Source organism: Thermanaeromonas toyohensis ToBE, assembly GCF_900176005.1.
Classification (GTDB): domain Bacteria; phylum Bacillota; class DSM-521; order Neomoorellales; family Neomoorellaceae; genus Thermanaeromonas; species Thermanaeromonas toyohensis.
The window spans coordinates 187,813-202,323 of the sequence record NZ_LT838272.1 but is presented as its reverse complement, the minus strand read 5'-3'; the positions used below and the strand labels follow the sequence as shown (position 1 = coordinate 202,323).

Sequence of the window (14,511 nt, the reverse complement as noted above, 5' to 3'; positions counted from 1 at the left end):
ACCCACTCCTCGCTTTCTATTCGCTTCCCACTAAAGGACTAGGTTTATCTCTCCCTTTTTCTAGAAAAAAGGAAGGTAAAAGGCCGGTTAAAGCCAAAACCGCCATAATCACAAAAATATCATTCAGCGCCCGGATGAAAGAAGCCCTCTGAACTATCCCGTTTAAGTAAACAAGACCCAGGCTTGGGCTTGGTCCGGCCTGCTGCAAAAAATACTGCACGGCCGGATTAGTCCCTGTAATCTGCCAGGCTAAGTGGGCGCTGTGCAAGGCCTGCCGGTTGGTAAGGATAGCCGTCAAAACAGCGATGCCGAAGGAACCCGAAACACGGTTTATAATGTTTGTAATAGCCGAAGCCCTCCCCACCAACTCCACAGGGATAACCGCTAAAGCCGCGGTCTGGGCGGGCATCATAGCCATGGACATGCCTATACTCCGCAGTACCAGCCAAAACTTTATAGAATTGGTAGAGGTAACTATATCCAAATTATGAAACTGATAGGTAGTATAAGCTAGAAGAAGTAAGCCAGCCAAACATAAAGGCTTGGGGCCCACCCGATCATAAAGGCGACCAGTTATAGGCATCAAGAGGCCGGAGGTAAGGGCGGCCGGCATCATGAGAAGACCTGTCTCCATAGCCCCTAAACCCTTCACTGTCTGGAGAAAAAGAGGTACATAAAATACACCGGCGAAAAGGCTTATAGTAGTGAGGATCACCATAAGGTTAGCTAGAGTAAAAGTGGGATAACGGAACACTCGGAGGTCCAGCAAGGGGTTTTCTTGGGTAAGCTCCAGATATACAAAAAGTCCCAGGCAGACAGCGCTTGTATAAAGTAATAAAACCGTGTTCTCTTGTCTCCATCCCCAGTCGTTACCTTTGCTCAAGGCTAAAAGCAGGCAGAAAAGGCCGGTGCCCGAAGTAACTGCCCCGCCTATATCCAGGTGGCCGATAGGGATTCCTGGAAATTCTGGCAAGAAGAAAAGGGAAAGCAATATACCCAGCAAACCAACTGGTAAGTTTATAGTGAAAATCCAGCGCCAATCCACATACTCTACCAGATAACCACCCAGGGTAGGTCCGATAGCTGGTGCCACTAGAATAGCTATACCGAAGACCCCCATGGCGCTACCAAAGCGCTCCCGGGGCACCATGCGGTAGATCATGGCCATGGTGGTAGGCATAATCATACCTCCCCCCACAGCCTGGATTACTCTGGCTGCGATAAGGGAATATATGTTAAAGCTAAAAGCGCATAGAAAAGAGCCTAAGGTAAATATAGCCAGGGATAGGATGTAGAGCCTCTTTAATCCCAGGCGGTCACCCATCCAGCCGCTTAAAGGGACCACCACCCCCAAGGAAAGCATATATATGGTGACTACCCATTCCACCGTGGCCGTGTCAGTGTTAAACACGCGCATGATAGTGGGGATGGCTACATTGACAATGCTTGAATCCAGAATAGCCATGAAGGGCCCGATAAGGGCTACCAGTACGGGTAAAGCCCAAAAGCTACTAGGGCTTTTCCCTAGTTTCCCTTTTTCTCTGGCTTCCTCCATTCTTTCTTCACTCCTTTAACGGCTGGCCTTTCGAGATACCTTTTTTCACTCTTTTAGCGGCTGGTCCAAGTAGCGATCTAATCCTTCTAAGGCTTTAATTAATATCCGGTACTCTTCTTCTGGCCAACCGGATAAAGTTTTATCCAGTATCTCTTCCACCCGGCTTGCCACCCTTTCTAGCACCTGCTTAAGGGAAGGGGTACCTCGCACCAAGAAGCTCCGCCGGTCCGCTGGATCCATTACCCTCTCTACTAGCCCCCGCGCTACTAAGCGATCAAGGATGCCGGTAAAGGTGCTAGGAGGGATGCCTAGGAAACTGGCCAGCTCACTAACCCGCCACGGCCCCTTCTTTGCTACTTTCCACAATACGATCATCTCGGTACCCGATAGGTCCTCAGCATAGAAAGCCGGTGCCAGCCGCCGCGCCAGCCTCCCATGTATCCGGCCCAAAAGCTCAAGTAAGCGAATGTAACGCATTATCCCTCACCTGTTTCTAAAACGTAAATTACGAAAGCGAAGTAAATACACCTAAAATAATACCCCCGTCGAGGAGGGTTTGTCAACAGCTATAAACCATTCGACATTCCTTGAGGGGCCGCCAAAAGACTCCTTGCCAAAGGGGTACCAGAAGATTTATTTGCCCCGGATACCCCTATTACCCAGACTCAGTTTGTAACTTTTCTGGTACGAGCTCTAGGACTAGAAGAACAAAAGCTGCCAGCAGCGAGATTTTCAGATCTCCCTTGCGACCACTGGACCTGTGGGGCTGTAGCGGCAGCCTATAAAGCGGGGCTAAACGAAAGCTACTCTACCTGCAGAGGCTGTACAGCAAAACCTGAAAGCGGTAGCTACCTTGGCCCCCCTGCTACTGCAGGTTTTGAAACATTCGCGATAGAAGCCGTTCTTATTCGAAAAGCAGGCTTAATGATGAGGTTAAAAAGAATATCGCTGCATATACGTTTTCCTGAGTTCCAATAACTCTATCGCCAGTTTTTTACAATCTAAGCTATTAACTCTTTCTACTTGGGAAACGAGGGTAACATCAAAAGCCCGAGAACCTCTTAAGGCTCCACAAATGGCTCCAGCAATGGCCGCTATGGTATCTGTATCACCACCCATATTAACAGCTTCTATAATAGCCGGCATTGGTTCACCACCCGTAACTGCCACTAGAGCCAGGGCAGTAATTACGCTTTCAGTAACTGTCATATCTACGCCAATTAACTCATAAAGCGCCCGTATCTGGTCCGCTCTTTCGGCATAACGGGAAATAATTTCCAAGGCTAGATCCAAGCGTCGTTCCAGTAACGGCGTCCAACAGGGGTAACCATAATCGCGGCCGGCCACAGCCCCCAAGCGCGCGGCCTTCAGAACATCCTCCACACTGGCTCCTGGTACCAACGCCGCGGCAATAGCTGCACTAACAGCAGCGGCCGCCGAAATAGCCAGGGTGGTACCATGGGTAGGTAAACAGGCAATAGCAGTTTGCTCCATCAGCAGCTGCCAATTATCACTAAAGACAAGAGCAACTGGTGCTATGCGCACCGCCCCGCCATTGGTTTTACCTTGACGACCAGCCTCGGCAGGTGTTGCTCCTTTTTGCAGGGCTTTTAGAGCATAAGCTGTTGAAGGGCCAAGAAACCCTTTACCAAAAGCGTCTACTTCAATTGCCCATTGAACTAAAGCATTAGCAACTAACTCAGGGGTCAAGCGCTGATAGGTAATAAGGGCCTTAGCCAGCGCGATGGCTTGACCTGTATCGTCTGTTACTGCACCAGCGGGACAACCTGCCCGGGGATGGGAAACTAAAGGTTCCCGCAACTCCTGTACTTTACCTCCAAACCTACTGGCAATTTCTTCCGGAGTTAAAAATTCCGTCGGCATGCCCATAGCATCGCCTAAAGCTAAACCCCAAAGGCAGCCAAGGTATTTTTCCAGTTCGACCGTAAAATACTGCTTAAGCACTAGCCATGCCACCTTCCTGTTGTAACCTGGCTGCTACTGCTGCAGGTGTAATCCGCCCCCAGCGCGCCCCCGGTCCCTCAATAGCCAGAGAAGCGCAGGCAGTGGCAAACTTTAACCGTGTTTCCACAGGCCACCCTTTTAAATAAGCCGCCAAGTACCCAGCCGTAAAAGCATCGCCGGCTCCGGTAGTATCGACTACCCTGGCCGCTATCGCTGGTTGCCAAAATAAACCATCAGGAGCTAGCCAGATACAGCCCTGGGCGCCAAGAGTGACAACTATCTCCCTTAGCCCCCCCTGCCACCAACCCGCCTTTTTGATGGCCCGGGCCAACCATTCGCCTAGTGCGGGTAGTTGATAAGGTATCCTTACTTGGCAACTTAGTAAAAGCATACATTCTTCCCAGTTGAGAAAAAGGCCCTTAACTCCCTGGATAGCCCGAGCGAGGGCGGTCCAACCCTCCCGTACGAAAATGCCGCCTGGTCCGTAAAATACTTGCTGGCCCCGGGAACAGGCACCGGTTACCAACTGGCGGACCAATGGTAAGTAGGCCTCACCAATATAAAGTAACTTGCTCTCCCAGACCCTGGATGGAACTTGGGCGATTTCGTTATATAGAGCGGTCCCCCCTAAAGAAAGGATGGCACGTTGCCCCGCGGGATTAACCATTACAACAGCAGTCGCTGTACTACCGCCAGGTACTGTAGTAATTAATTCTGTAGCAACTCCTTCCCTGATAAAGGCTTGCTTCAAGTATTCGCCAGCTGCATCGTCACCGACTAGACCGGCAAAGGCTACGCGTTCCCCTAACTGGGCCAGACGGACAGCTATATTGGCTGTTGACCCCCCAGCGTCGCGTCGCACTTCCTTAGCCAGAACCAGCTGATCGGCCCCAGGAAAAGTGTCCACCTGGACTATTATATCAAGAGCGACGGCTCCAACTGTAACAATATCATAAGTGTTAACAGGTTTCCGTGTTTGATTATCATGTTGATTATCTCCATGGCACTGAGCCTCTGCCGGTATCATTAAAGACACCTCCTTACAACAGCCCTGGAATAACTCCGCCATAGCCATGTAACCTTAGGGTAACAGCAGTAATCAACCATACAGCCATAACTGCCAACAGGATGTAATCTATAGTCTGGAAAGCTGGCCGGTTGATTAATGTACGGGGTCTATTAGGATCAAAAGCCCGCGATTCCATAGCTACACTCATATCACTCACAATCTTCAAGGAGCGCAAGCACAAGGGAATAACATAAGCTGTATGCTTTTTAAATCTAGTCCACAAGCCTCCCTTATCGAATTCACAGGCCCGAGATTTTTGAGCTTCTACAATAGTCGCATGCTCCGCTAAAAAGTGGGGAATTAACCGGAGAATAATGCCAATTACAAAGGAGAAAGCAAAAGGTAGCCGTAAATAGTAAAGGCCAGCTATTAAATCCCTAGGACTGGTCGTCATGGCAACTACTATAAAGGCGAAAAACAAACTAAAAATCCGAAAAGCTACTCCCAATCCATAAGTAAAGCCTAGGTCAGTGATTGGCCATGGCAAAAGGGGTATTTTAGCCAGGGGACGGCCTGTATTATGCAAAAATATCATCCATAACAACCAGGAAAAAAGACCTACGTAGATACCAAGCCGTCCACTACGAAATACCTGACGCCAGGATAAACGACCTGCGATAATCATGGCTAGTATTGTACAAAAAGTCAAAGCCTGGTATAAAGGGTGGCTAAAAACTATAATCATGATAAATATCCAGGCAACATAGAGCAATTTGGTCCGTGGATCCAACCGAGTAACTAGTGAATTACCACCCTGAAAGAAATCAACCCTAATATTTGCCATGATGTCCCCCCACTTCCTTTGTGCTAATAAAAATCCCCTAAAGTAATCGCGCTAAGGTTGCATACGCCTGCTCTACTGTATACATGTCGCCCTGCCAGCCAACTCTGTTCAATTCTTGTCCTATTTTAGTTACAGGTGGCGCTTCAATATAACATTGCCGTAATAACTCTTCATGGCGGAAAACAAACCCTGGTTCTCCCGCCAAAACTACTTGGCCACTTTTCATTACCACCAAGCGATGGGCATAGCCGGCAGCCGCTTCGACATCGTGAGTAATGACAACTATGGTCATCCCTTTCTTGTTAAGTTCCTGGATATAGTCAATAATTCTGGTGTTGATAGTGTAATCAGCTCCTGTTGCTGGCTCGTCCAACACCAAAATCTGGGGTTTCATAATCAATATCGAAGCAATAGCCAATAGCTTGCGTTCAGCTAATCCTAGGAAAAACGGATCTTTTTCGCGATACTTTTGGAGATTGAATTCTTTAAGAACGACCTCCACTGCCTCCTGCACTTGCTCTTCTGGCCAGCCCAGGTTGCGTGGTCCAAACGCCAGTTCTTCGGCCACGGTTTTCGCGAAAATTTGATGGTCTGGGTTTTGAAAAACATATCCAACTCTATTTGCCAATTGGGCGACGGTGGCATTCTTAGTATCTATTCCATCTACCAAAACACGACCTGTTGTTGGACGCAACAGACCGTTGAAATGTTTGGCTAGCGTCGTTTTACCCGAGCCATTATGTCCTAATATCGCTAGTATTTCCCCCTGGAAAACCCGTAAGGATACCCCATCCAGAGCTTTTGTACCATCTGGATAGATATGGCTAACGTTATCGACTATAATTTTAGCCGTATTGGTACTAACTTTCTCTGCCGATTTTGATAACGGTTCGCCACCGTAATTAACCGTGGAAGTAATACACTGGACCTTAGGTGGAAGATTACTTAAAAAACCCGTTACGGACACGGGTAAAGGCCCAGTCCATTTGCCTGAAGCCCTCAAACGCAGGGCCAAATCAGTTACTTGAGGTAACCTTAGTCCCAGCCTTTGCAAAGTTTCGGCGTTGTCAAAGATAGCTTCCGGCTGATCGTCTAAAATTATCCGCCCGGCATCTAAGACAACTATCCGGTCAGCTAAAGATGCACTACGTTCCAGGTCTTGTTCACAAAGTACAACTGTCAAGCCCATCTCCTTATTTAAGCGTTCGATAACAGCAAGTACTTCAGCTTTACCCAAGGGATCTAGTTCAGCAGTAGGATTGTCCAGCACCAATACCTCGGGGTACATGGCTAATGCTGCCGCAATAACTGTTCGTTGCTTTTGGCCACCTGATAAACGCCAAGGAGAACGGCCTTCCAGTCCTGCTAAGCCGGTTACAGCCATAGCCCAGCGGCTACGTTCTAATATTACTGCCGGAGGAAGGCAGAGGTTTTCTAAGCCAAATTGGATATCCTCTTCGACTGTTAAGCCTACTAATTGCGATTCCGCATTTTGAAAAACAATTCCCACCCGGCTAGCCAAATCAGTAATAGTCGCCTTTGCCACTTCTAAACCTGCTACACGGGCTGTCCCCTGAAGGACACCGCCAAAGAAATGGGGAATAAGGCCATTTAAGATATAGCAAAGTGTACTTTTCCCCGAACCTGTCCGGCCTGTAACTACAATAAACTCACCGCGTCTTACCTTTAAATTAATATCCTTCAGCACCGGTTGGTTCTCGCGGCCAGGGTAACTATAACTAATGCCGCTCAACTCAATAACAAAGTCCATAACTTAACATAACCTCCTGGTATAATCCGGAAAATAATAAAACGCTTTCGAGCAAGCGGCAACCCTAGTTTGGGGTTGCCGCTTATATTTGAATTACAACTAGCTGTTATACTCGCTTTCAACTTCAAAACGCATTTTATCTAATGACAGACCGTATTTATCTGCTGCCGGGCCCACAATCCGAGCAACTAGGGGACCGGCGAGACCACCAATAAAAGTAGTTACTATAACAGCTGGGAATACGCCTACCCAGATAACTTCCGTCGGTAACAAGCGTAACCACTGGAAGGAAGAACACAGGTAAAACGAACCGATAAGGCACCAGAGCAAACTAATGGCGTAATATTTGAACCATGCGCTTCCTTTGATCATGTTACGTTCCTCCGGCTGCCGCATAAGCCGGTAGAACAAGTAGGGCATCCACCAGGAAATTACTGCCCCGCCAATACTTCCTGGCCCGAGGGTTCCTGCCAGGGCGTCGCCAAGCAAATTAGCTAACCCTACTCCCCATACCGCCGGCATTCCAAAAATGGCCCCGAAAGGAAAACGAACCATGGCATCAGCACGAAAAGTAATAGTCCCCGGAACAAGGACAATAACGGCCCCTACAGCCTGTAAAATAACTGACAGTGCCGCTGTCATACCCATAACGGCAATTGATTTTGTATTCCATCGGCGCTGGCGTTTAACTAGGCGCGGCCAAGGCGTTAAGACTACCTGGTAGTTAAACATTTCTCCAATAAGGATCAAAGTCATAATAACGAGCAAAAAGGTACCAATAACATTCATCGTCTGAAAACCGATACTCCGTCCAATGCTTCCTAAACTACTAAGGAGGCTCTTCAAAAATTCTGTCATGCTGTTCCCTCCTAAAAGTTTTTTTAATACTATACACAGCAATAGATCGAAAACTTCCTTCTTTTTCTATTACGCTCTATACCTCACCTCCCCAAGGAAGTATTAAGCTCTTAAGGCCGTTACAAGCCAGTGTATCTTTTAGGGCTTGTTCTGTCTCCATCAAAGAGTAGTGTGCGGTAATAAGATCGGCTAAATATATTTGTCTGGAAGCGATAAATTCGAGTGCGCGGGCAAATTGTCCAGGCGTAAAACCGAAAGTACCCATGAAAGTAACTTCTCCATAATGAACCTGCTCTAGGTCCAGCGGGAAAGTCGTACCTTTAGGAAGCCCTGCAAAAAAGTTAACTATACCACCCCGACGCACATTACGGACTCCGTAACTGATCGCCTCTTGTACGCCTACAGCAATTAGTACCACATCAGCCCCGCGCCCGCAGGTATAAGGGCGTAGGTCAACTTCCTCGTGGCAGGCGTCGAAAATGCCATCTAGGCCCTGGGCAGCAATTTTCAGACGGTGGGGTAACATCCCACTTAGAAAAACGCGAGCGCCAAAGACTTTAGCCAGGCGGGCCAAAAGGATACCCATTGGTCCATCACCAATAACAAGCACTGTTTGCCCGGCTTTAATGCGAGAAGCCTCAATGCCGTGTAAAGCACAGGCTACTGGTTCTGTCAGGCTAGCCTCAGCATAATCAAGGTCGTCAGGAAGGCGATAAAGCGCCCGACCCCCAGTATTTGCTGGTACACGTACATATTCCGCAAAACCGCCAGGTTCAATGCTAGTAGCAAAAAGGGCAGTGCACTGGGTCGGCTGCTCATTGCTGCACCAGTAACAACGGCCACAAGGAATATAAGGCGCCACCACCACACGGTCCCCTTCCTGCGGCCCGTCTTTGTTATTAATCCCCACTGGGGCAGCTACCACTACTCCTGCCACTTCATGCCCGAGAACTGCTGGTGGCTTTATAAATGGATGGCCCCGCAAGTAAGTCTTGGCATCAGTAGCGCATACGCCGCTCGCCATTACTTTAATTAGCCAATCCCCTTTTTCTAACGGGGGTAAAGATACTTCCCGTATTTCTATCTGCCCTGGTTCTATATAAAATGCTGCCTTCACTGGCATACCGCCTCGCTTGCCATACCTAAGTATTGGTCATAAGCTTCTCTTGGAGTTAAATCTCCTTGCCAAACAGCACTAAGCGAACGAATAATTGCTCGCGGCTGGGGATGGGACCAAATATTCCGGCCGAAAATTAGACCGGCTGCGCCGGCACTGCGGATTTCCCGCACAAGCTCTAGAAGTTTTAATTCTGTAGCTAAAGGTTGCCCGCCGGCAACGGCAACAGGAATAGGACTAGCTCCAATTAAACTAACAAAGCTGGTAAATTCATCTTGGGCTAGTGGAAGGAAAATTTTGGCAGCATCAAAGCCTAACTCGGCGCTGATGCGCAAAGCGTCCCGAACGGGCAGACTATCATGACGTGGCATCAGTTCTACTATAGCCGGCAGGCCGTTGGCGTGGGCCTCCTCGGTTAGTAACCCTAAATACCGTAAAAGGCTATTATTTTCTCCCTGGCGCAACAAACCCATTGTCAAGATGCCATCTGCCCCTAGACGCAAGGCGCAAGCCGCACTAGTAACCTGAACCGTGTCTGGCACATCAGGAAATGAGGTAGCGGCATCTACTCGTAATAAAAGGGCTTTAGTATAACAGTCTGGTGGTAACAGTTTCCATAGCCCCCGGCTTAGGAGCAAGCCAGTTATCGGCTCCGACACAAGCCCCCTAATTATCCCTACCGGGTCTTCTGGTCCTCCTTGAAGCCCTTGAAAAAGTCCGTGATCTAGTGCCACAATTAGGGCTCCTTCTGGTGGAAACAAGCGGCGCAAACGCAATTCTTGGCCTGTCAAAAACATCTCCTCCTTTAAGCATTGCGTCTAATTAATGTTTGTTAACAGGCCTAAGACAGGTTACGAGGGCAGTATCTACTATTACCGTCACCTTTTTTTCGACACTTAGTTGACTTAAGGGATTACCATCGACGCAGATAACAGTATTATTAACTAAACCCTTCACTGTTACTTTATCTCCAGTAAACAAACTAAAACACTGGCTTGTTACAGGCTCTATAGCTTCCAACTTACTAGCATCAATATTAATCCGCGTCAAAGGTTTATCAGCCAGCACTAAAGCTGCTGGTGCCCCTGCTAGGGCTGCAAGGCAAACACCGCCAGACACGGCCTTACCAATGTAACGACCGTCAACTGTGCCGATTATTATTTGACCTATTTTATGCCCTTTGCCCACTAGCAACTCGTGTTTACTACGCCTCAACCAGACCTCAGTATTTGGCCCGCCAATCGGTCCAACTGAACCCCGTTCATGTCGGCCTGCCAAAAGGGCAGTAGCGTCGACATCCCACCGCTGACCGTCTACCGTGGCCGGAACGGTAAAACCGAAGGTACAATCATTAAATCCCACCCCTAGAATTTCGTCAGCGACTTCAGCGACTAGCGCCGGGGGATTAAAGGGCTGCAAAGCCCGAAGCCACTGCTCGAGTTGTACCACAGTAGCGCCTAATAATTCTTCTCCTTTGAAAGCGACAAGCGGCCCTACGTTGGTCGTCCCAATTCCCACACCTAAAAGCCGGGTCTTAGCCGCCAGTCCACCAACTGGTAACACCTTTTGAGCTAATAAGATACCTAGTGCAGCATCCGCTAGGGTACCATCTCCCCCCACAACTACTAAAACTTCAGCGCCCATTTGGCAGGCCAAACGCGCGGCCGTAATAGTTTCGTTCCTATTACCCCTCGATGTCACGGGCAGGGGTACTACCGGTAAACCGATTTCGCGGGTAATAGCCGTTGCTACCGTTTCCTCTGAAACTAGGACCGCTGTAACCGGCATGATGATCCTCAAACCGGATAATAGCTGTGGTAACAGTGTAGTAATAAGCGGAAGATTATGTGTCGGGCCACGACCAGCCCGGAAATTGACTATTAGACCAACTTTCACTCTAATCTGTCCTCCCTAATACTGCGTATTAACTCCTCAGCTGTGCTAAGATCTGTAACCAAAGTATTGATCCACCGCCCGCGTAAGGCTCCCAAAATGCTCCGTACTTTTTCAGGACCGCCTGCAACACCAATTACAGTGGGTATCCGTCGCAAATCTTCTAAATCCACAGCAATAATACGTTCGTTTACCGATGCCTGGCAAAGACGACCGTATTCATTGAAAAAGCGAGCACAAATGTCCCCCACTGCTCCTTGGTGCATCAAAGCAAGGACATCGCTATCACCAAAATAATTGGTCGATAACATGGGGGACACGGATATGGGTGGTCCAATGCCAACTACAGCTACGGTGATCTGGGACCATAAACTTATTACTGGCCTTAGACTAGGATCGTTAATTAAGGCTCTTTTAACTTCGGCAGAACCTACTAAGGCGGGAGCATGGAGAGCGTAGGCAGTACCACCAAAAGCTTGAGCAAACATATTGGCCAACTCATTAACCTGAAAATGACGTGGTAATTGTCCCATCCCACCTAATAACGGAACTACCTGTATCGCCCTTGGAGTTACGCCATTAAGATTAATTGCCAGTTCGTATAGCGTACTGCCCCAGGAAACACCTAGTACATCGCCTTCCTTAAGGATTTCATCGAGCAGACCTGCAGCCGCTAAGCCAATTGCTCGCCTAGAGGTGCGTTCAGAAACCCCGGTTGATGTTATAACACAAGCCTTAAGGTTAAACCGCTGCTGTAAAGTCCGGGCAAGGTCTTGATTGTGGTTATAAGGATCAAGCACACGGATTTCCACAAAACCTTCTTTACGAGCCTTTTCAAGTAAGCGGGAAACGGTTGATCTCGAAAGCTGCATTTCGGTAGCAATTTCTTGTTGAGTTAAACCTTTTTCGTAGTATAGTCGCGCCACTTGGATGATAGTTTTTATCTCGCTATTCATATATGTCCCCTCAATTTGCACATTTGTGCTGGTAATTTGTTCAGCCTATAAATATATTCGCCATGCATTGCTTAAATCCTGCTGACATTAAATATGAAAATCGCCTCTTAGCCTTAGGTATTTTAATCCTGAAACAGGCCAGCTAGATTCAAAGCAACCAACATCAGCTTATAGAACACTACTGAACAAAGAAAGGGTTCCCTAATGCTCACCCTAGAGCGCAGGCAAAAGATCTTGCAATGGATATTACGGGAAGGCCGGGCGGAGGTAGCCGAACTTGCTTCGGCTTTTGGGGTTTCCACTATGACCATCCGGCGGGATCTGAAGGCTTTAGAGAATGAGGGGCTTCTGGCTAGGTCTAGAGGTGGAGCATTGTCCAGAAATGGTTTGATTGGAGAAATACCTTATCGCTCGAAAGTTACTTCCCATCTAGAGCTTAAGAGGGGAATTGCTAAGGTGGCTGCTGGTCTAGTGGAAAATAATAGCACGGTGATCCTAGATGCAGGTTCCACTACCCTAGAAGTGGCTCGGTGTTTAAAGAAGTCTAAAGAGAATTTAACTATAGTAACTAACGATTTAAATATTGCTATAGAACTGGCTGATGTACCAGGGTTTAAGGTCTTAACTACCGGAGGAGAAGTTCAGCCGGGCGTGTATTGCCTACTAGGAGAAGAAGCGCTCGCTTTTTTGCGTTCCATTAGTGTGAACATAGCTTTTTTAGGAGCCGGCGCTGTTGACCTAGCAGGCTTATACACCCCTACTTTGGATAAGGTCCACTTAAAAAGGGCTATGGTAGCCAGTGCAGCTAAAGCAGTGCTGGTAGCAGATCATACCAAGTTCGGTCGGAAGGCTTTTGCCAAGGTTTGTGAGCTTAAGGTTGTGGACCTTATTATTACCGACAACCAGCTTGCTCCACAAATAGTAGCTGAGATGGAGCGGCAGGGGATTAATTTAATATTGGCTGAGCCAGATAATACAGTTTAAAGACTTGAAAGGGTTGGCGATACAGAATGGCAAAATGGGCGGTAGTGGCGGATGATCTTACGGGCGCTAATGCCACAGGCGTATTATTTGCTAAGAAAGGTTTGAAGATAGTAACGGTTATTAATTATCGGATGTTACCCGAATTACTTACAGTAAATTGGGAAGGGCTAGTTGTTAATACTTTTAGCCGCGGGGTAGTTCCTGCTGAGGCCCGGCGGCGTGTAGAAGAAACGGTTTCTATACTTCGTCAGGCTGGGGTTTCCTATTTTGGAAAGAGAATTGATAGTACGGCCCGGGGAAATCTAGGGGCAGAGATAGAGGGAATGCTGGCTACCCTGGGCCCCGAATATATCGCTGTAGTAGTAGAAAATGATTTTAGCGGGCCTAGGGTTTGCCCTGCCAGTTTTACCAAAGCAGGGGTGCTTTATACTCGCTGGCTAGGCAAGAAAATATCCAGCTACCCCAAAGGAAAACGGAACAGGATGGAAAAAGGCATCTACAATAACAAGTATATCCCTGGTTGAAAGGCCAGACTTGCCTTCTGTATCTATTCTTTCGCTCCTATTGTAGCGTCCTATCTGCGCTTAAATTAAAGCAAACATGGGCTTAATACCTTATATTCTTAGGCATCCGGTTATAGCAAAGGTATTGGGGATAATAATAGCTATTTGCCTGAGTTAAAAGAAAATATACACCGAAGGGGCATCTAGATATAGGCAATAGCCCCGGTTTTTGGCTACCACAACTTCAAATTCCAAGCCCCCTATATCAAATCCTTCTTTTTAAGCTCCTTTTCTAAATACATACGGCCTATCCATCAGCTATGCGTAAAAGGGAATGAACGTCCTGCCCATCTAGCGGGTAATAAGCTAACCCTAAAGAAAAGCCAAGCTCTTTTAGGTTTTCATTCTTTAATTTAGCCAGTTCAGCCTCTAAATTCGCTTTAAGCCTCACCTTAAACTTTTCTGGCAGAGGCCCTTGCGCGCAAATAATACTGCAAATTCATCTCCTCCATAACGGGCCGCTAGATCATCTTCCCTTATACTTTTTTTATTTTTAAGGGCGTTAAGAAAATCCTTCCTCACTGTCCCTGGACAGGATTTCTCTTGATGTTTGCAAACGCATTGAACAGTTGGCGGAACGCCTGGGAACCATCGATTTAATGGCGGGCCAGTAATTGCTTTACCACGCTTAAGATAACCTCCACATCTAAGGGTTTGCTTAAATAAACATTCCCCCCTATAGCTAAAAAAAGACGCTTCTCTTGAGAAGATTCATAGGAACCTATAGCTACTATTGGAATATCTCCCGTTAAAGGATCTTCTTTTAAAATTTTAGTAGCGGTAATGCCGTCCATATCAGGTAAATGGAGATCCATAAACACCAACTCAGGCTTTATTTCCTTTGCCAGGCGAATCCCTTCTTCCCCATTAGTAGCCTCAATAATTTCCTTCCCGGTGAGGGCCAGTATATCTCTAAGCAGCACGCGATGGGCTTCCGTATCCTCGATGATCAAGATGGTAGCACCCATTATTTTAGCCTCCAATCTACCCATTTTA

The 14,511-nt window shown here is 47.6% G+C and carries 15 protein-coding genes; 2 read left to right on the top strand and 13 right to left on the bottom strand.

All coding sequences use genetic code 11. From position 1 onward, the window contains the following. Positions 1-16: 16 nt before the first annotated feature. The 11 genes from B9A14_RS01110 to B9A14_RS01060 form a co-directional block, all read right to left on the bottom strand. Positions 17-1,555, bottom strand: coding sequence for a DHA2 family efflux MFS transporter permease subunit (locus B9A14_RS01110; protein ID WP_084663197.1), 1,539 nt, complete (start codon positions 1,553-1,555; stop codon positions 17-19). Positions 1,556-1,600: 45 nt separating this feature from the next. Further along, complete coding sequence (locus tag B9A14_RS01105) at positions 1,601-2,032, bottom strand: MarR family winged helix-turn-helix transcriptional regulator (RefSeq protein WP_084663195.1); 432 nt, start codon at positions 2,030-2,032, stop codon at positions 1,601-1,603. Positions 2,033-2,488: 456 nt separating this feature from the next. After that, positions 2,489-3,520, bottom strand: coding sequence for an ADP-ribosylglycohydrolase family protein (locus tag B9A14_RS01100; RefSeq protein WP_084663193.1), 1,032 nt, complete (start codon positions 3,518-3,520; stop codon positions 2,489-2,491). Beyond that, positions 3,513-4,547: a carbohydrate kinase family protein gene (locus B9A14_RS01095; RefSeq protein ID WP_172839005.1), complete on the bottom strand. Its 1,035-nt coding sequence runs from the start codon at positions 4,545-4,547 to the stop codon at positions 3,513-3,515. Before B9A14_RS01095 ends, B9A14_RS01100 begins: the two co-directional genes overlap by 8 nt. Before the next feature lie 13 nt (positions 4,548-4,560). Further along, positions 4,561-5,373, bottom strand: coding sequence for an energy-coupling factor transporter transmembrane component T family protein (locus B9A14_RS01090; RefSeq protein ID WP_084663189.1), 813 nt, complete (start codon positions 5,371-5,373; stop codon positions 4,561-4,563). A 37-nt stretch (positions 5,374-5,410) separates the two neighbouring features. After that, positions 5,411-7,144 (bottom strand): ABC transporter ATP-binding protein, encoded by a 1,734-nt coding sequence (locus B9A14_RS01085; protein WP_084663187.1) that lies wholly within the window; start codon positions 7,142-7,144, stop codon positions 5,411-5,413. Positions 7,145-7,243: 99 nt separating this feature from the next. Continuing rightward, positions 7,244-8,002, bottom strand: coding sequence for a hypothetical protein (locus B9A14_RS01080; protein WP_084663185.1), 759 nt, complete (start codon positions 8,000-8,002; stop codon positions 7,244-7,246). A gap of 76 nt (positions 8,003-8,078) precedes the next feature. Continuing rightward, a complete protein-coding gene (locus B9A14_RS01075) occupies positions 8,079-9,119 on the bottom strand; it encodes an alcohol dehydrogenase catalytic domain-containing protein (protein ID WP_172839004.1) in 1,041 nt (346 codons plus the stop codon). Then, positions 9,116-9,910, bottom strand: coding sequence for a class I fructose-bisphosphate aldolase (locus B9A14_RS01070; RefSeq protein WP_172839003.1), 795 nt, complete (start codon positions 9,908-9,910; stop codon positions 9,116-9,118). The genes B9A14_RS01075 and B9A14_RS01070 overlap by 4 nt, the downstream gene beginning before the upstream one ends. 31 nt (positions 9,911-9,941) lie before the next feature. Continuing rightward, positions 9,942-11,015 (bottom strand): diacylglycerol kinase family protein, encoded by a 1,074-nt coding sequence (locus tag B9A14_RS01065; protein ID WP_084663179.1) that lies wholly within the window; start codon positions 11,013-11,015, stop codon positions 9,942-9,944. After that, entirely contained in the window at positions 11,012-11,968 is a 957-nt protein-coding gene (locus B9A14_RS01060; protein ID WP_084663177.1) for a sugar-binding transcriptional regulator, read from the bottom strand. The genes B9A14_RS01065 and B9A14_RS01060 overlap by 4 nt, the downstream gene beginning before the upstream one ends. A 204-nt stretch (positions 11,969-12,172) precedes the next feature. On the opposite strand from B9A14_RS01060, the gene B9A14_RS01055 reads away from it, so the two are divergent. Next, a complete protein-coding gene (locus B9A14_RS01055) occupies positions 12,173-12,952 on the top strand; it encodes a DeoR/GlpR family DNA-binding transcription regulator (RefSeq protein WP_084663175.1) in 780 nt (259 codons plus the stop codon). 26 nt (positions 12,953-12,978) lie between these two features. Then, positions 12,979-13,476 carry a four-carbon acid sugar kinase family protein gene (locus tag B9A14_RS01050; protein WP_084663173.1) on the top strand — a complete coding sequence of 166 codons (498 nt, stop codon included), beginning with the start codon at positions 12,979-12,981 and terminating at the stop codon, positions 13,474-13,476. Positions 13,477-13,762: 286 nt separating this feature from the next. Here B9A14_RS01050 and B9A14_RS17320 read toward each other — a convergent pair whose 3' ends face one another. Together B9A14_RS17320 and B9A14_RS01045 are read right to left on the bottom strand one after the other, a co-directional pair. Continuing rightward, complete coding sequence (locus B9A14_RS17320; protein ID WP_172839002.1) at positions 13,763-13,906, bottom strand: hypothetical protein; 144 nt, start codon at positions 13,904-13,906, stop codon at positions 13,763-13,765. 205 nt (positions 13,907-14,111) lie between these two features. Further along, positions 14,112-14,507, bottom strand: coding sequence for a response regulator (locus B9A14_RS01045; RefSeq protein WP_197686541.1), 396 nt, complete (start codon positions 14,505-14,507; stop codon positions 14,112-14,114). Positions 14,508-14,511: the final 4 nt, after the last annotated feature.